Annotated in this window: 14 protein-coding genes; 10 read left to right on the forward strand and 4 right to left on the reverse strand. The window is 69.7% G+C overall.

The annotated features are described in order from the left end of the window. The first annotated feature begins 192 nt into the window (after positions 1-192). The 4 genes from IEY36_RS17815 to hisA all read left to right on the forward strand — a co-directional run bounded on the left by IEY36_RS17815 (position 193) and on the right by hisA (position 6,543). Positions 193-1,101: a fatty acid desaturase gene (locus tag IEY36_RS17815; RefSeq protein ID WP_188969158.1), complete on the forward strand. Its 909-nt coding sequence runs from the start codon at positions 193-195 to the stop codon at positions 1,099-1,101. Between the two features lie 992 nt (positions 1,102-2,093). Beyond that, entirely contained in the window at positions 2,094-4,298 is a 2,205-nt protein-coding gene (pnp, locus tag IEY36_RS17820) for a polyribonucleotide nucleotidyltransferase (RefSeq protein ID WP_188969160.1), read from the forward strand. Between the two features lie 95 nt (positions 4,299-4,393). Next, positions 4,394-5,794: an NAD(P)H-dependent flavin oxidoreductase gene (locus tag IEY36_RS17825; RefSeq protein ID WP_188969166.1), complete on the forward strand. Its 1,401-nt coding sequence runs from the start codon at positions 4,394-4,396 to the stop codon at positions 5,792-5,794. Between the two features lie 23 nt (positions 5,795-5,817). Next, positions 5,818-6,543 (forward strand): 1-(5-phosphoribosyl)-5-[(5-phosphoribosylamino)methylideneamino]imidazole-4-carboxamide isomerase, encoded by a 726-nt coding sequence (gene hisA / locus IEY36_RS17830; RefSeq protein ID WP_188969168.1) that lies wholly within the window; start codon positions 5,818-5,820, stop codon positions 6,541-6,543. 90 nt (positions 6,544-6,633) lie between these two features. On the opposite strand, the gene IEY36_RS17835 is transcribed toward hisA, so the two are convergent. Then, positions 6,634-7,026: a hypothetical protein gene (locus IEY36_RS17835; protein WP_188969170.1), complete on the reverse strand. Its 393-nt coding sequence runs from the start codon at positions 7,024-7,026 to the stop codon at positions 6,634-6,636. A gap of 128 nt (positions 7,027-7,154) precedes the next feature. Between IEY36_RS17835 and hisF the strand changes: the two genes are divergently transcribed. The 3 genes from hisF to IEY36_RS17850 are packed head-to-tail and all read left to right on the forward strand — an operon-like array spanning position 7,155 to position 8,996. Next, the gene (hisF, locus tag IEY36_RS17840; RefSeq protein ID WP_188969172.1) at positions 7,155-7,937 is read left to right on the forward strand and encodes an imidazole glycerol phosphate synthase subunit HisF; all 783 of its coding nucleotides are present in this window, start codon (positions 7,155-7,157) and stop codon (positions 7,935-7,937) included. Beyond that, a complete protein-coding gene (locus IEY36_RS17845; RefSeq protein WP_188969174.1) occupies positions 7,937-8,551 on the forward strand; it encodes a phosphoribosyl-ATP diphosphatase in 615 nt (204 codons plus the stop codon). Before hisF ends, IEY36_RS17845 begins: the two co-directional genes overlap by 1 nt. A gap of 58 nt (positions 8,552-8,609) precedes the next feature. After that, complete coding sequence (locus IEY36_RS17850; protein ID WP_188969176.1) at positions 8,610-8,996, forward strand: histidine triad nucleotide-binding protein; 387 nt, start codon at positions 8,610-8,612, stop codon at positions 8,994-8,996. 137 nt (positions 8,997-9,133) lie between these two features. On the opposite strand, the gene rsmI is transcribed toward IEY36_RS17850, so the two are convergent. Further along, positions 9,134-9,979 (reverse strand): 16S rRNA (cytidine(1402)-2'-O)-methyltransferase, encoded by an 846-nt coding sequence (rsmI, locus tag IEY36_RS17855; protein WP_229681433.1) that lies wholly within the window; start codon positions 9,977-9,979, stop codon positions 9,134-9,136. Positions 9,980-10,020: 41 nt separating this feature from the next. Here rsmI and IEY36_RS17860 point away from each other — a divergent pair, with 41 nt between their 5' ends. Together IEY36_RS17860 and IEY36_RS17865 are read left to right on the forward strand one after the other, a co-directional pair. Next, positions 10,021-11,175 carry a penicillin-binding protein activator gene (locus IEY36_RS17860; protein ID WP_188969180.1) on the forward strand — a complete coding sequence of 385 codons (1,155 nt, stop codon included), beginning with the start codon at positions 10,021-10,023 and terminating at the stop codon, positions 11,173-11,175. Between the two features lie 60 nt (positions 11,176-11,235). Next, a complete protein-coding gene (locus tag IEY36_RS17865) occupies positions 11,236-12,621 on the forward strand; it encodes an ATP-binding protein (RefSeq protein WP_229681398.1) in 1,386 nt (461 codons plus the stop codon). 72 nt (positions 12,622-12,693) lie between these two features. Here IEY36_RS17865 and IEY36_RS17870 read toward each other — a convergent pair whose 3' ends face one another. After that, positions 12,694-14,034, reverse strand: coding sequence for an LLM class flavin-dependent oxidoreductase (locus tag IEY36_RS17870; protein WP_188969182.1), 1,341 nt, complete (start codon positions 14,032-14,034; stop codon positions 12,694-12,696). Next, positions 14,031-15,698, reverse strand: a complete 1,668-nt coding sequence (locus tag IEY36_RS17875) for an ABC transporter substrate-binding protein (RefSeq protein ID WP_188969184.1) — start codon at positions 15,696-15,698, stop codon at positions 14,031-14,033. Before IEY36_RS17875 ends, IEY36_RS17870 begins: the two co-directional genes overlap by 4 nt. 108 nt (positions 15,699-15,806) lie before the next feature. On the opposite strand from IEY36_RS17875, the gene IEY36_RS17880 reads away from it, so the two are divergent. After that, positions 15,807-17,111 (forward strand): LLM class flavin-dependent oxidoreductase, encoded by a 1,305-nt coding sequence (locus tag IEY36_RS17880; RefSeq protein ID WP_188969186.1) that lies wholly within the window; start codon positions 15,807-15,809, stop codon positions 17,109-17,111. Positions 17,112-17,115 lie beyond the last annotated feature (4 nt).

Consider the following 17,115-nt stretch of genomic DNA (forward strand, 5'->3'; position numbering starts at 1 on the left):
CGCATGGCCATGATCCGCATCATGCTCCGCCGACTGGCAGCAATGCCCTCAGCATGAATCGGAACTTCCCGGATGGGCTCTAAGGACCCTTGGCATCGGGCGTGTGATGATGCTCCCGCGGCCGTCCCGGCGGCGCGAAGCTTGCTTGGCAGGACCGCCCCGGCCCCGCCGGGCCGTATGGAGATCTGGCCCGTGACCGCCACCGCCATCGCGCCGAAGCCGCGCGAGATGATGCATCTGAACACTCGCTCCGACGCGCGCGGGGCTGCCCGCGCCGCGCTGCATCTTGCCCTGATCCTGGGCAGTGGCGGGCTGATCGCCGTCGCACCCGGCCTGCTCGTGCTGCCGGCCATGCTGGTGATGGGCATCGTGCAGGCCGCGCTCTTCGCGCCCTTCCACGAGACCTCGCACTACACCGCGTTCAAGTCGCGCCGCGCCAATGCGGTAGTGGGCTGGATCGCCGGCCTGCCGGCGCTGCACAACTGGCATTTCTACCAGCAGTTCCACCTGGCGCATCACAAGCACACCCAGGACCCGGCGCTGGACCCGGAGGCCTATCCCGGCCCGCCGACGACACTGGCCGGCTACCTGCTGCGGGCGACCGGCTTCTTCCACTGGAAGGCCCGGATCGAGGTCTGGGTGCGCGCCTGGCGCGGCGACATGTCGGCCTATGGCGCCTTCCTGCATGACGCGACGGCGCCGCGCGTGATCGCCTCGGTGCGCGCCTCCTCCACGCTGACCGTGGCGCTGGCGGTGCTGGCCGGGCTGATGTTCGGCTGGGGCGCGGTGCTGCTCTACTGGATCGGGCCGCAATTGCTGGGCCAGCCAGTGCTGCGCCTCTATTTGCTGGCCGAGCACACCGGCTGCTCGGAGGACGCCAACGGCCTGACCAACACCCGCACCATGATGACCCATCCGGCGGTGCGGCTGCTGATGTGGAACATGCCCTTTCATGCCGAACACCACCTCTACCCCTTCATCCCGTTCCACCGGCTGGCCGAGGCGCATGGCCTGCTGAGGGAGAAGCTCGCCTTCGTGGGTGAGGGCTACGCGGCCTTCAACCAGGAACTGGTGCAGCGGTTGCGGGCGGGCAGGGTTTAGCGGGCGAGGGCCGCACCCGACCCAGCCGATGCCACCGGCTCTGTAAACTGTTCGGTGGAACCGAGAGGGGCCTTGCCCCTCTCGGACTCTCCCCACCAAAGGCCTAAGGGCCTTTGGAAACCTCGATTTGGCGTCGGGCGCCGTGGTTGCAATGAGCGTCGAAGCCTGCCGTTGCGCACGAAGCGCGCGCCGCGGCCACAGCATGCGTTCCGTGCGAAGCACCAGAAGATGGCATTCCAAATGCCCCGGGCATTTGGCGGGATGGTTTGGAGGGGCGGCGCCCCTCCAACCTTCCTCCACCAATCGTCGAACGCGGCCGCTGGTGTGAGGCATCCGGCACTGGATCCTGATTTCTGTTCCTGCTATGTTCACAAAATCAAGCGGCCTCCGTGCCTGCCGCACACCCGGCGCAAAGCAGCTTAAAAGTCCAAAATCCTAAAGTGTGCGAATTCAACGAACTTGCCTTTCCCGTCCCGCTCCGGAACCCAAACCGGCCTGCGGTGCGGGCCTGTGCCGGACTGCGAAAATCGCCTCGAGGCGATTTTCGAGACGGCCTCTTAGGCCTTTGGTGGGGAGGTCTGGAGGGGCAAAGCCCCTCCATCCTGGCGCTGCCCCACAGATAGCGGTGGTGTTTTAGCCAGAACCGCGCCATACGGGCGCCCGGCGATGTCCGGCCCGATGCTGGCGCGCCAATCGCCGCGACTGCGGTGGGCTGACAGTGAAAGCCGCGGGACCCTTCGATCGGACCGGCGCGGCGTTTCCGGCCACATGGGCGGCCTTCCCGTCGCGTAACCCGCGATGGGCCCACCCCATGCCGCCCGAGACGCCGAGCACCCGGATCCACATCCTGGACCCCTGGACTGTCGCTGTCCTGCCCTCCGCATCGCATTCCGGGGCCTTTGGGGGCCCCATCTACCGTGCTGCCGCCCGCGAAGGTCGGGCGGGCATGGACCGTGTGGCGCCCGATGGCGCCGCACCCGAGAGGACGACAGATGTTCGACAACTACTTCCGCAAGGAAATCAACTGGGGCGGCAAGACCCTGGTGCTGGAAACCGGCAAGATCGCCCGCCAGGCTGACGGCGCCGTGGTGGCGCGCCTTGGCGACACCATCGTGCTCTGCACAGCGGTCGGCGCCCGTTCGGTGAAGCCGGGGCAGGATTTCTTCCCGCTCACTGTGAACTACCAGGAAAAAACCTACGCCGCCGGCAAGATCCCGGGCGGCTTCTTCAAGCGCGAGGGCCGGCCGTCCGAATTCGAGACGCTGACCTCCCGCCTGATCGACCGCCCGATCCGCCCGCTGTTCCCCGAGGGGTTCCGCAACGAGGTGCAGGTCGTCGCGACGGTGCTGTCGCATGACCTCGAGAACGAGGCCGATGTGGTGGCGATGGTCGGCTGCTCCGCCGCCCTGACGCTGTCGGGCATTCCCTTCTTCGGCCCGATCGCCGGCGCCCGCGTCGGCTACATCAATGGCCAGTACGTGCTGAACCCGACCGCCGACCAGCGCAAGGAAAGCACCCTCGACCTGATGCTCGCCGGCACCGCCGAGGGCGTGCTGATGGTGGAATCCGAGGCCAGCGAGCTGACCGAGGACGTCATGCTCGGCGCCGTGGAATTCGGCCACAAGTCGTTCCAGCCGGTGATCCAGGCGATCATCGAACTGGCCGAAGTTGCCGCGAAGGAGCCCTGGGCGGTTCCCGAGGAGTCCGACGCGACCAAGGCGCTCAAGGCGCGCATCTCGGAACTCGGCCGCGCCGACATGGCAGTCGCCTACACCGAGACGCAGAAGCTGGTCCGCCAGAACAAGGTTGGCGCAGTGAAGAAGGCCGTGGTCGCGGCGCTGGAAGCCGAAGGTGCCGACGTCGCCTCCGCCAAGGGGCTGATGAAGGAGCTTGAGGCGGATGTGGTCCGCAACAACATCCTCGACACCGGCCTGCGCATCGATGGCCGCGACACCAAGACCGTCCGTCCGATCATGTCGGAAGTGGGCGTGCTGCCGCGCGCGCATGGCTCGGCGCTGTTCACCCGTGGCGAGACGCAGGCGCTCTGCGTCGCGACGCTCGGCACCGGCCAGGATGAGCAGATCATCGACGCCCTCGCGGGCGAGTACCGCGAAGACTTCATGCTGCACTACAACTTCCCTCCCTACTCGGTGAACGAGACGGGCCGCATGGGCTCCCCGGGCCGGCGTGAAGTGGGCCATGGCAAGCTCGCCTGGCGCGCGATCCACCCGCTGCTGCCGGAGAAGGAGAAGTTCCCGTACACCATCCGCGTGGTGTCCGAGATCACGGAATCCAACGGCTCCTCCTCGATGGCCACCGTCTGCGGCACCTCGCTGTCGATGATGGATGCCGGCGTGCCGCTGAAGCGCCCCTGCGCCGGCATCGCCATGGGCCTGATCAAGGAAGACCGCGGCTTCGCCGTGCTGTCCGACATCCTGGGCGACGAGGATCACCTCGGCGACATGGACTTCAAGGTGGCCGGCACGGAGCAGGGCATCACCTCGCTCCAGATGGACATCAAGATCACGTCCATCACCTTCGAGATCATGAAGATCGCCCTGGACCAGGCGAAGGACGGCCGCCTGCACATCCTGGGCGAGATGGCGAAGGGCCTGACTGGCCACCGCGGCGACGTGGCGGCGACCGCCCCGCGCATCACCGTGATCAACGTGCCGAAGGACAAGATCCGCGACGTGATCGGCTCCGGCGGCAAGGTGATCCGCGAGATCACCGAGCAGACCGGCACCAAGGTCGACATCGAGGACGACGGCACCATCAAGGTGGCGGCGACCTCGATCGAGGCGGCGCAGCGCGCGATCGACTGGATCCGCGGCATCGTGGCCGAGCCCGAGATCGGCGTGATCTACAATGGCAGAGTCGTGAAGACCGCCGAATTCGGCGCCTTCGTGAACTTCCTCGGCGCCAAGGACGGCCTCGTCCACATCTCCGAGTTGGCGCAGGACCGCGTGAACAAGACCTCCGACATCGTCAAGGAAGGCGACCAGGTGAAGGTCAAGGTCATCGGCTTCGACGAGCGCGGCAAGGTGAAGCTGTCCATGCGCGTGGTCGACCAGGCGACGGGCGCGGACATCACCGAGCAGGTCGGCGCCCGCCGCCCGCGCGACGATGCCGGCGACCGGCCCGAGCGCGGCGAGCGGCGTGACCGCCGCCCGCGTGGTGGCGAGGCCGCCGAGTAACTTCCGAACCAAGTACCGCCCGGGACCCTGCACAGCGGCCCCGGGCGGTGCCATATACTCGTCATCGTCATGACGTTCCCGGGAGCGCCCGTCACTTGAAGGCCATCAACGCAATCCGCATGGGCGGCGTGGACGTCCTGCCCCTGGTCGAAGGTGGCAAGGGCGTCGCAGTATCGAACGGCGAGACCTGCGGGTCCTGGGCCGCCGCCGGCGGCGTCGGGACATTCTCCGCGGTGAATGCCGATTCCTATGACGCCGATGGCCGGGTCATCCCGCAGGTCTATCACGGCAAGACCCGCCGCGACCGGCACGAGGAACTCGTCCGCTACGCGATCGACGGCGCCATCACCCAGGCCAAGCGCGCCCGCGACATCGCCGGCCCCAAGGGCCGCATCCACGCCAATATCCTGTGGGAAATGGGCGGAGCGGAGCGCGTCGCGCGCGGCATGCTCGAAGGCGCCAAGGGGCTGATCAACGGCATCACCTGCGGTGCCGGCATGCCTTATCGCCTGGCCGACATCGCGCGCGACTACGGCGTGCACTACTACCCGATCGTCTCCTCCGGCCGCGCCTTCAGCGCGCTTTGGAAGCGCGCCTACCACAAGACCCGCGAATGGCTCGGCGGCGTGGTCTATGAAGACCCCTGGCTCGCCGGCGGCCATAACGGGCTGTCGAATTCCGAGAACCCGAAGGTCCCCGAGGATCCCTATCCCCGCGTGCTGAAGCTGCGCCAGCAGATGCGCGAATTCGGCCTGGACGACACGCCCATCATCATGGCCGGCGGCGTCTGGTGGCTGGAGGAATGGGAGCACTGGATCGACAATCCCGAACTCGGCCCGATCGCCTTCCAGTTCGGCACCCGCCCACTGCTGACGCAGGAAAGCCCGATCTCGGACGCCTGGAAGCAGCGGCTGGTCACGCTGAAGGCCGGCGACGTGCTGTTGCAGCCCTTCTCCCCGACCGGCTTCTACAGCTCCGCCGTGCGCAACGAATTCCTGCAGGAACTCGAGGACCGCAACGAGCGCCAGGTCGCCTTCACCAGTGAGCCGATCGGCGATCACCTTGCCGAATACGGCGTCGGCCCGCGCAAGCGCATCGTCTATGTCACGCCGCATGACCTCGCGCGCATCAACCATTGGGAGGCCGAGGGCTTCATCGAGGCGATGCGCACGCCGGACAATACCCTGATCTTCGTCACGCCCGAGAATGCGCGCGAGATCCTGAAGGATCAGGTGGATTGCATGGGCTGCCTCTCCCAGTGCCGCTTCAGCAACTGGTCGCAGCACGAGCCCGAATATTCCAACGGCAAGAAGGCCGACCCGCGCAGCTTCTGCATCCAGAAGACGTTGCAGGATGTCGCCCATGACGGCGCGCTGGAGAAGAACCTGATGTTCGCCGGCCACAACGCCTACCGCTTCGGGCAGGATCCGTTCTATTCGAACGGCTTCGTCCCCAGCGTGAAGCAGCTCGTCGAACGGATCATGACGGGGCGCTGAGCGCCGCGCACGGACGCACCAGCATGACACTGACGCTGTATCCCGCCATAGACCTCAAGGGCGGGCAGGTGGTGCGCCTCAAGCGCGGGGAAATGGACCAGGCCACGGTCTATGCCGAGGACCCCGGCGCCCAGGCGGCATCCTTCATCGCGGCCGGGTTCTCCTGGGTGCATGTGGTGGACCTCGACGGCGCCTTCGCCGGCAAGCCCGCCAATGCGGCGGCGGTGCGCGCCATCCTGGCTGCCGTGCCGGGCGCACGCGTGCAGCTCGGCGGCGGCATTCGCACCATGGCGGTGGCGGAAGCCTGGTTGGCGGCGGGCGTAACGCGCATCATCCTCGGCAGCGCCGCGCTCAAGGACCCGGATTTCGCCCGCGCGGCCTGCCGCGCCTTCCCTGGCCGCGTGGCGCTTGGCATCGATGCGCGCGACGGCATGGTCGCGACGGAAGGCTGGGCGGAGACCTCCGACGTCTCCGCGACCGACCTCGCGCAGCGCTTCGAGGGCGCCGGCGCGGCGGCGGTGATCTACACCGACATCGCGCGGGACGGCATGCTCGGCGGGGTGAATGTGGAGGCGACGGCCGCCCTGGCGCGGGCGGTGTCCCTGCCGGTGATCGCGTCTGGCGGCGTGGCAGGGATCGAAGATCTGGTCGCCCTGCGCGCGGCGCAGGCCGGCATCGAGGGCGCGATCATCGGCCGCGCGCTGTATGATGGGCGGATCGAACCGAAGGCGGCGCTGGCGGCGGCCTGAAACGACGCCGAGGCCGCAGCTTTCTCCGGCCGGCCGGCGACAGTATTCGGGATGGCGGGGCGTTGCGGGTCCGGCGCTGGCCACGGCGCCCTAATCGTTCGACGACCCGCCATTGTCCGAAGACCCGCTGTCGGATGAGCCACCGCTGTCAGACGAGCCGCCGTCGGATGAACCACCACTGTCGCCGCCGCCGCCCCATGACCCGAACCACGACCCGCCGGTCTCGGTCTTCTTCTCGCCTCCCTCCATCATCATGACCGCCGCCGCGGCGCCCGAGACGATGGCAACCGTCGCATCGTCGCTGTCCGATGACGTGCCGTCCCGCTCAACCTCATCGCGGTCCCGCCGCGACATCCCCCGCCGCGCCAGCACCCGGTTATAGGCCGCCCGCCTGCGCAGCCCCCACCAGAAGCGCGGCGCCCCGCGTTCCAGCTCCGCCTCGGTGAAGACGAAACCGTCTTCCAACACGCCGATCCCGCGCATCAGACTTGTCCTTTTGACGTCATGGCATCACTTGACCTGACCCATCATTCCGCCGCACTCGCTTGCGGTGGAAGTGTCGCCTGTCACAGGCGCCGAATTGCCTACAAATCGAAAGGTCATCCGCCACTGTGCTCGCGCTGCGCGTCATCCCCTGCCTCGATGTGAAGGACGGTCGCGTCGTGAAGGGCGTGAACTTCGTCGAACTGCGCGACGCCGGGGACCCGGTGGAGCAGGCCCGCGCCTATGACGCCGAGGGCGCCGACGAGGTCACCTTCCTCGACATCACCGCCAGCCACGAGAACCGCGACACCATCCTCGACGTCGTCTCGCGCACCGCCGCGGAGGTCTTCATCCCGCTGACCGTCGGCGGCGGCGTGCGCAGCGTGGAGGATGCCCGCCGCCTGCTGCTGGCCGGCGCCGACAAGGTCTCGATCAATTCCGCCGCCGTCGCCGACCCCGAGCTGGTGCGCCGCTGCGCCGAGACCTTCGGCAGCCAGGCCATCGTCGTCGCCGTCGACGCCCGCCGGAAGGAAGGCGGCGAGGGCTGGGAAGTCTTCACCCATGGCGGCCGGCGCGGCACCGGCATCGACGCCGTGGCCTGGGCGCAGCGGGTGGAATCCCTCGGCGCGGGCGAGATCCTGCTCACCTCGATGGATCGCGACGGCACCAAGCAGGGGTTCGACCTGCCGCTGACCCGCGCGGTGCGCGCGGGCATCCGCCTGCCCATCGTCGCCTCGGGCGGCGTCGGCACGCCGGAACATTTCGTGGATGGCGCGCGGGCCGGGGCGACCGGCTTGCTCGCCGCCTCGGTCTTTCACTATGGGGAATTCCGCATCGCCGATGCCAAGGCCGCGCTCGCCGCCGCCGGGCTGCCGGTGCGCCACGCCCCGCCGAGCAGGAGAGTTGCGTGATGGCGAAGGCGACCAAGCAGAAAGACACCGCCAAGAGGGTCGTGACCAAGAAGTCGACCGCCAAGACCGCCAAGACCGCCAAGACCGCCAAGACCGCCAAGACCGCCGTGGCCAAAACACCCAAGACTCCTAAGGTGCCGCTGCCGGCCGCGGTGCCGAAAGCCACGCGCGCCGCGGCCAAGGCCAAGCTGCCCAAGGTGCTGCGCAAGGCGGAAAAGCGCATGCTCGCCCCACTTGCCCCGGCCATCGCCGGCGCCGAGGCCTCCATCCTCGACCGGCTGTGGCAGGTGGTGGAGGAGCGGCGGCAGTCGCGCGACACCATGACCTCCCATTCCGCCAGGCTGCTCGCCCGCGGCACCGCCAAGGTCGCTCAGAAGCTCGGCGAGGAAGCGGTGGAATGCGTCATCGAGGCCGCCACCGGCAACCGCGCGGCGACCGTGCTGGAGAGTGCGGACCTGCTCTACCACCTGATGGTGGTCTGGGTGGATGCCGGCATCCAGCCGCAGGAGGTCTGGGGCGAGTTGGCGCGCCGGCAGGGCATCTCCGGTATTGCCGAGAAGGCCTCGCGGCCGCGCGGCATCCTGCGCGCGGCGGGCACCACCAAGCTGCCCTGACACCCTTGCGCGACGGCCGCACCCGGCGAGGATGCGGCCCTGCACGAAGGAGCACCCCATGTCCGTGTCCGGCCTGCCGCCCTATGACGACGCCAACATCTTCGCCCGCATCCTGCGCGGGGAAATCCCATGCAAGCGCGTGCATGACGACGCTCATGCCCTTGCCTTCCACGACATCAACCCGCAGGCACCGGTTCACGTCCTGGTGATCCCGAAGGGGCGCTACGTCTCGATCGCCGATTTCGGCGCCAGCGCCACCGAGGCCGAGATCACCGGCTTCTGGCGGGCGGTCGCTAGCGTGGCGAAGGATCTCGGCCTCGAAGCCGGCGGCTACCGCGTGCTGACCAACATGGGCGAGGATGGCGGCCAGGAAGTGCCGCATTTCCACGTCCACATCTTTGGCGGGCGGCGGATTGGACGGATGGTGCCGAAGGCGCCGGATTGACCGGCCGCGGCGCTGGCCGTCTCCCGCCGGCCGGGGTCCAAGCACCCGTCGGCTGCCATCGTGCGACACGATCTGCCTGATTGTTTGGCTGGTGAGGCAGCGAAATGCCCGGCGCCACTTTCACCCGGGCTGTTGCCTCAACGCGGCGACACGTCGCCGATCTCCAGCGCCCGGCGATACACATCCCGCCGCTTCAGCCCGGTCGCCTCAGCCACGCTCGCCGCCGCGTCGCGCAGGCTCATCCCGGCGGCCATTGCGGCGCGCAGCCGCGCGTCCAGCTCCTCGGCCCCGGCGGCTTCCTCCTCGGCAGCCGGGCCGATGACGATGCAGATCTCGCCCCGCGCTTCCGCCACCGCGTAATGCGCCGCGAGGTCGCCCAGCGTGCCGCGGCGCACTTCCTCGAACCGCTTGGTCAATTCGCGCGCCACCGCCGCCGGGCGGTCCGCGCCCAGCGCCTCGGCCATCGCCGCCAGCGTCTCGGCGAGCCGGTGCGGCGCCTCGTAGAAGATCAGCGTCGCCGCGAGCCCGGCCCGTTCCACCCCGCGCAGCCGGGCGAGTTCCGCCGCCCGCGGCCCGCCTCGCGGCGGCAGGAAGCCCAGGAACAGGAAGGGGTGCGGCGGCAGGCCGGAGAGCGACAGCGCCATCACCGCCGCATTCGGTCCCGGTACGGCCGAGATCGTCAGCCCCGCCTCGATCGCCGCGCGCACCAGCCGGTAGCCCGGATCGCTCACCAGCGGCGTCCCCGCATCGGAGACGAGGACGAAACGCTCGCCCGACTTCATGCGTTCGATCAGCCGTGGGGCTTGCGCGGCCTCATTGTGATCGTGCAAGGGGATCATGGTCGCCGCGATGCTTTGCCGCGCGAGCAGGCCGCCGGTGACCCGACTGTCCTCGCACAGCACGACATCGGCGTCCCGGAGCGCTGCCAGGGCCCGTGACGACAGGTCGCCGAGATTACCGATCGGCGTCGCGACAAGCACCAGGGCTGGCCGGCCGGCCGGATCAGCGGGAGGATCCTCGTATCGTGTCCCTACTGTCTCGCCTTCGGCTCCCACGCCCGACCTCCCTGCCTGTCCTCGCGGTTCTTGTGGGCCTCGCGGCCTGCGCCCCGCAAGTCTCCGGGCCGAGTCTCGGCTCACGCGAGCCACTGCAGGAACCGCCGCGCTCGCGCATCGCGCTGCTGCTGCCGCTGTCCGGGCCGCAGGCGCCGCTCGGCACGGCAATGGAACAGGCGGCCGAACTGGCCCTGTTCGAACGCGGCAACCGCACGGTGGATTTCCTGCCCATGAATACCGGCGGCACCACCTCCGGCGCGGCCGAGGCCGCCCGGCGCGCCGCCGCGGCTGGGGTGCGCGTCATCGTCGGCCCGCTGACCGCCTCCGAAACCTCCGCCGCCTCCGGCCCGGCCCGCGCCGCGCGCATCCCGGTCCTCGCCTTCACCAATGATTCGGCGCAGGCCGGCCCGGGCGTCTGGACGCTGGGCGTGACGCCGGCGCAGCAGGTGCGCCGTGTGATGGGCGCCGCGCAATCGGCCGGTGCGCAGCGCTTCGCCTTGGTCGCGCCGGATGGCGCCTTCGGCCGCGCCCTGGCCGCCGCGATGCGGGCAGAGGCGTCGACCTGGAACCTGCAGGACCCTGTCATCGTGCTGCACGCCGCGCGCGCCAGCCCGGCTTCGGTGGCGCAGGACCTCGCTACGCGGGCGCCGGGTGGGCTCGACGCGGTGATGCTGGGCAGCACCGGCGCAGCGGCGCGCGCCATGGCCGCAGCGTTGGCGCCGGCCGGGCTCACCAACCCGGCCCCGCGCATCCTCGGCCACGCGCTGTGGGCGCAGGATGACAGCCTGGGGCAGGAGGTCGCGCTGCAGGGTGCCCTGTTCGCCGCGCCGGACCCGCGCGCCCGTGCCACCTTCGATGCCCGCTACGAAGGCGCCTTCAGCGAGCGCCCGCCGCGCCTGGCCGGCGTCGCCTATGACGCGGCCGGCGTCGCCACGCGCGTTGTCCTGACCCCGCGCGGCCAGGCCGGTCCCAATACGGGGGAGGTGTTCGACGGCGTCGATGGCCCGATCCGCCTGCAGCCCAACGGCATTGTGCAGCGCGGCCTGGCGCTGTTCTCGGTCGAGGCGATGGGCGAGCCACGCATGGTCGAAGCCGCGCCGCAGCCGGGCGGCGCCGGCTCCTGACCGTGACCCTGACGTGGCGGGTTCCGGCCAGCGCACCGGCCGAGCCGGGCGGGCACCGCCGTGACCGGTGACGCTCCGCATCGCGGCGCCTGGCTGCGCTCGATCATCGTCATCTCCCTGGTCCCGGCAGCGGCGCTGCTGCTGATGATGGCAACGGGCGCGCTGGCGCCGCGGCCGGGTCTCGCCGCGCTGCTCGCCACCGTGGTCTCGGCCGCCGTCGTGGCGCGCATCTGGCTGGGCAATCTGGCACGCCTCGCGGCCGGCATCCGTGCCGCAGCCGCGGGCGGCGACGTGCCGAACCTGCCGGTCACTCCGCTGCTGCCCTCAGTGCAGGATGTCGCCGACGGGGTCACGCGGCTGGCGCGCAGCCTGGCGGAGCGCGGCGCGCTGGTGGAGCGGATGCGCCGCGCCGATGCGGCCATCATCGAGGCGCTGCCCGACCCGCTGCTGGTGCTCTCGGCCGATCGCGTCCCGCTGCGGGCCAATCGCGCGGCGCGCGACGCCCTGGGCGCGCCGCAGGGTGGCGGCACGGCGCCGGCGGATGTCGCCGTGCTGCTGCGCCACCCGGCCCTGGCCGAGGCGCTGGGCCGCGCCCTGGCCAGCGGCCACCCGGCCATCGCCGACCTAGCCTTGCCGGTGCCGATGCCGCGCGACCTGGTGGCGCAGGCCATCCCGCTCGACCCGCCGCTGGCCGATGGAGGGCGGCTGCTGGTGTTGCTCTCGGACCGCACGCGCGAACGCGCGGTGGAACGCACCCGCGCCGATTTCGTCGCCAATGCCAGCCACGAATTGCGCACGCCGCTCGCCAGCCTGATCGGCTTCATCGAAACGTTGCGTGGCCCGGCGGCCGACGACCCCGTCGCCCAGCAGCGTTTCCTGCAGATCATGGCCGAGCAGGCCGACCGCATGCGCCGGCTGATCGACGACCTGCTCGGCCTGTCGCGCATCGAGGTGTCGGAACACCAGGCACCGGCCGGGCGGGCCGATGCGGCGGCCGTCGCACGGTCGGAAGCCGAGGCGCTGGCGCCGATCCTCGCTGCGCGCAAGGTGTCGCTGGCGCTTGATCTGCCGGCGCAGGCGATCGCCGAACCGGCCGATGCCGACCAGATCGGCCAGGTGATGCGCAACCTGCTCGACAACGCGATCCGCCATGGGCGGCAGGGCGGCGAGGTGCGGCTCTCGGTGGCGCAGGGTGCCAGCCGCGACGGGCGGCCGGGCATCGTCATCGCCGTGGCCGATGACGGGCCGGGCATCCCGCGCGAACACATTCCCCGGCTGACGGAGCGCTTCTACCGGGTGGACAAGGGGCGCTCGCGCAGCGCGGGCGGGACGGGGCTGGGGCTGGCGATCGTCAAGCACATCGTCAACCGGCACCGCGGCACGCTGGCGATCGAGAGCGAGGAAGGGGTGGGGACCACTTTCCGGATCTGGCTGCCGGGGGGGTAGAGCACTTCCCGGCCGGTCGAATTCGGCGCGGGCCCGCACCGCGCCCGGCCGCGCATCGTGATGCGTTCGGCTCTATCCCGCGGCGAAGCGGTTCGCCGGCACTGGAATGCCCAGGCTCTCCCGCAACGTCGTCCCCGGATACGCCGTGCGGAACAGCCCGCGGCGCTGCAATTCCGGCACCACCAGCCGCACGAAGTCCTCGAGCGGCTTGGTGTAGAAGGGGAACAGCAGGGTGAAACCGTCGCAGGCGCCAGCCTCGAACCATGCCTGCATGGTATCGGCCACCTGCATCGGCGTGCCCACCACGAGCTGATGGCCGAGCGAGGTGCCGAGGTAGCGCGCGACCTGGCGGATGGACAGATTCTCGGCGCGGGCCTTCGCCATCAGGTGTTCCTGACGCGCGCGCGCGGCGTTGGACGGCGGCAGGTCCGGCAATGGCCCGTCGATCGGGTAGGCGTGGATGTCGAGGTCGCCGCATAACCGCGCCAGCAGGCGCATGGCGTTGGCTTCCTCCATCATCTCGCCGAGTTCGCCGGCGATCTGCTCCGCCTCGTCCTTCGTCTCGCCGAGGATGGTCATGAAGCCCGGCATGATTTTCACATGGTCTGGGTCGCGGCCATGCGCGGCGGCGCGGGCTTTCAGCTCGTCATAGAAGGCCTTGCCTTCCGACAGCACGGATTGCGCGGTGAAGATCATGTCGGCGACGCGCGACGCCAGTTTGCGCCCGTCACCCGATGACCCCGCCTGCGCGATCACCGGCCGGCCCTGCGGCGTGCGCGGCAGGTTGAGCGGCCCGCGCACCCGGAAGAACTCCCCCTGATGGTTGAGGATGTGGCCCTTCGACGGATCGAGGTAGCGGCCCGACGTCTTGTCGCGGATGAAGGCACCGTCCTCGAAGGAATCCCAGAGGCCAGCGCAGACGTCGAAGAATTCCTCGGCACGTTCGTAGCGGTTCGCGTGGTCGGGGTGACGGTCGAAGCCGAAATTGCCGGCCTCGTCCTCGATCTGCGAGGTGACCAGGTTCCACCCCGCGCGGCCACCGCTGATGTGGTCCACCGAGCCGAAGCGCCGCGCGATGGTGTAGGGGTCATTGTAGGTGGTGGTCGCCGTCGCGACCAAGCCGATGTGCTTCGTCACCGGCGCGAGGGCGGCGATCAGCGTCGCCGGCTCGGGAAATACCTGGCGGCCCATGGCCGGCCGCCACGGGCCGGCACCGTCGAGATTGGCGGTGCCATTCACCGCCACCGTATCCTGGAAGAACACGCAGTCGAGGCAACCGCTTTCGGCCACCTGCGCCATATGGACGTAATGCGCGAAGGACATGTCGCTGTCGGCGACCGCGAGTGGATGGCGCCAGCCGGCCGAATGGCTGCCGGGGGTGAAGAAGAAGGCGCCGAGATGGAGCTGCTTCATGGGGTCGGACGAACCTCTGTCGCCATCGTGTATTGGTCGGCGCGCGGCGCCATGGTGAGGCCTCGCCGCAGGCCCCAGGACGCGCCGACATGGAAGACCGGCGCCAGGGGCACCTGGTCGGCCACCCAGCGGATGGCGTCCTGCGTCAGGGCTTCGCGCGTGGCCGGGTCGAATTCGCTGTCCAAGCGGTCGAGCATGGCGTCGAATTCGGCATTGGAGAAGCGCGTGCGGTTCCAGCCGCCATGCGCCCGCGCGGCGTTGGGCGTGCGCAGCAGCGCGGTCAGCCCCTCGCTCGCCATGCCGGAGGAGGAGCCGAACATCGCCAGATGCGCGGTGAGTTCGGGCGCGCCGCCGGAGGTCAAGGTCGCGCTGCGACGCAGATAGATCGGCATCGGCAGCGCCTCGACGACGGTGCGGATGCCGATGGCGGTCAGCATCTGGCCGATCGCCTGGCAGCTGCGCGCATCGCCGGCAAAGCGGTCCTGCGTGCAGTGGATCGTCATGGTGAAGCCCTGCGGATAGCCGGCCTCGGCGAGCAGGGCGCGGGCGCGCGGCGGGTCATAGGCGGGCACGGGCAGGTTCGGCACATGGCCGATCAGGCCCGGTGGGGCGATCTGCCCGGTCGCCGTCGCGCCACCTTCCATCACGCGCGAGGCGATCGCCTCGCGGTTGATGGCGTGGGAGATGGCGCGGCGCACGCGCACGTCGCGCAGCGGGTTGACGGCCAAGGGCTGGCCGTCGGCGCCGGTGATGTTGGGCACCTGGGCGCTCATCGCGTCGAGGTAGAAGTACCAGGTGAACACCGAATTACCGAGCACGAGCTGCGTGTTCGCGTTCTCACGGACGCGCTGGAACAGGCCGGTCGGCACATTGTCGATCAAATCGACATCGCCGGCGAGCAGCGCGGCGACGCGCGCGCTGTCATTCGGCACGAAGCGGATCTGCACGCGAGCCCAGGGCTCGGGCGTGCCGCGCCAGGTCGGGCTGCGCTCAAAGGTGACATCCTGCGACGGCGTCCAGCGGCCCCAGCGATAGGGGCCGGTGCCGATCGCCGCTCGACCGCCGTTGAAATCGGCATCCGTCGCACCTTCTGCCGCCGTCGCACTCACCATCGCGATCGCCACCAGGAAGTCCGGCTGCAGGGGCGTCGGCACGGTGGTACGCACGATCAGCGTGTAGGGGTCGGGTGTTTCCACCGCGGCGACATTGCGCACCGCGGCGGCGTAGGTGCGCGGGCCGGTCGCCGCGCGGGCACGTGTGATCGAGAAGGCGGCATCGGCCGAGGTGAAGGGCGTGCCGTCATGGAACACCGCGTCGCGGCGCAGCTTGAATTCCCAGGTAACAGGGTCGATGGCGCGCCAGGATTCCGCCAGCAGCGGCTGCGGGCGTAGCGTTACGTCCTGCGTCAGCAGCGTCTCCCAAACATGCAGCTGTGCGTTGCGGTTGGGCGTGAAGGTCTGGTGCGGGTCGGTGCCGTCCATCGACGCCTTGAAGGCGATGCGCAGCGTCTGCGCCGTGGCGGGCAACGACGCGCCGGCAAGCAACAGCGCGGCGGCAAGGGCAGGGCGAAAGCTGAGCATCGCGGTCACTCCGAGACAGCGCGATGCCCCGGCGGCGGCGCGCAGCGTGATGCGCGTCGGCGGCACGTCACGGTGCGTCGCCAAAGCGTATCACGATACGCGGTTGCAAGGCATATGCCAGTGACGACGCAGCGTCTTGCCGGAACCGCGCGCTGCGCTCACCCTGCGGCGCACGCGGCAGAAGGGGGCACCATGGCGCAGCGGCAGATGCATCTGGGCGTCTTCGTCCTTGGCACCGGCAACCACATCGCCGGCTGGCGCATGCCGGGCGCCTATGATTCCTTCCAGTCCCTGCCGGTGATCCAGCACATCGCGCGCATCGCCGAACGCGGCCTGTTCGACCTGCTGTTCCTCGGCGACGGCCTGCAGGCCGGGCCGAACGACCACCCCTCCTTCACCGCGCGATTCGAGCCGATCACCATGCTCGCCGCACTCGCCGCGACGACGACACATCTCGGCCTCGGCGCCACCATGTCCACTTCCTATGCCGAACCGTTCAACGTGGCGCGCTTCTATGCCTCGCTCGACCATCTGAGCAGCGGGCGTGCAGCGTGGAACGCGGTGACCTCGTCCAACCCGCGCTCGGCACCGAATTTCGGGCGCCACCATCCGCCGCATGACGCGCGGTACCGCGTGGCGGAGGAATTCGTCGATGTGGTGATGGGGCTGTGGGATTGCTGGGATGACGGCGCCATCGTCGCCGAGCGCGACACGGGTCGCTACATCGATGCCTCGAAGATGCGCGCGCTCGATCATGTGGGCGAATTCTTCAACGTGAAGGGACCGCTGAACATCGGCCGCTGCCCGCAGGGGCGACCAATCATCCTGCAGGCGGGGTCGTCGGAACCGGGGCTGGAACTCGCCGCGCGCACCGCCGACGTGGTATTCTCCGTGGTGCAGGACATCGAGGAAGCGCGGCTCGCCTACAGGTCGCTGAAGGACCGCATGCCGCGCTTCGGCCGGCGGCCGGAGGAGATCGCGGTGTTGCCCGGCGTCATGCCCATCCTCGGCCGCACGCGGCAGGAAGCGCGCGACGTGCTCGACCAGCTGCAATCCTTCGTCAATGCCACCAATGCGGCGTCGCTGCTTTCCTCGCGCCTCGGCGTCGATGTGTCGGGCTTCGCGCTCGATGACCTTGTGCCGGACCTGCCGCTGCCCGACACCTCGCACGGCTTCGCCCGCGCCATGCTCTCCAAGGCGCGGCGCGAGGGAATGACCTGGCGCGACATGCACAACCTGACCGGCGCGGCGCGCGGGCATTGGGTGATCGCCGGCACGGTCGAGGACATCGCCGACACCTTGCAGGAATGGTTCGAAACCGGCGCGGCGGACGGCTTCAACATCCTGCCCGCCTGGTTCCCCGGCGCCTTCGACGGCTTCGTCGACGAGGTGGTGCCGGAACTCCAGCGTCGCGGCCTGTTCCGCACGCAATACACCGGCACCACGCTGCGCGGCCATCTCGGGCTGGAGATGCCACGCAACCGGTTCTTCGACTGACCGC

Source organism: Neoroseomonas lacus, from assembly GCF_014644535.1.
GTDB lineage: Bacteria > Pseudomonadota > Alphaproteobacteria > Acetobacterales > Acetobacteraceae > Neoroseomonas > Neoroseomonas lacus.

Bases quoted from the DNA above. Each gene is read 5' to 3' on its own strand.
- IEY36_RS17880 (WP_188969186.1), top strand. From the start codon at position 15,807: ATGGCGCAGCGGCAGATGCATCTGGGCGTCTTCGTCCTTGGCACCGGC.
- hisA (WP_188969168.1), top strand. From the start codon at position 5,818: ATGACACTGACGCTGTATCCCGCCATAGACCTCAAGGGCGGGCAGGTG.
- pnp (WP_188969160.1), top strand. From the start codon at position 2,094: ATGTTCGACAACTACTTCCGCAAGGAAATCAACTGGGGCGGCAAGACC.
- IEY36_RS17850 (WP_188969176.1), top strand. From the start codon at position 8,610: ATGTCCGTGTCCGGCCTGCCGCCCTATGACGACGCCAACATCTTCGCC.
- IEY36_RS17835 (WP_188969170.1), bottom strand. From the start codon at position 7,026: ATGCGCGGGATCGGCGTGTTGGAAGACGGTTTCGTCTTCACCGAGGCG.
- IEY36_RS17845 (WP_188969174.1), top strand. From the start codon at position 7,937: ATGGCGAAGGCGACCAAGCAGAAAGACACCGCCAAGAGGGTCGTGACC.
- IEY36_RS17870 (WP_188969182.1), bottom strand. From the start codon at position 14,034: ATGAAGCAGCTCCATCTCGGCGCCTTCTTCTTCACCCCCGGCAGCCAT.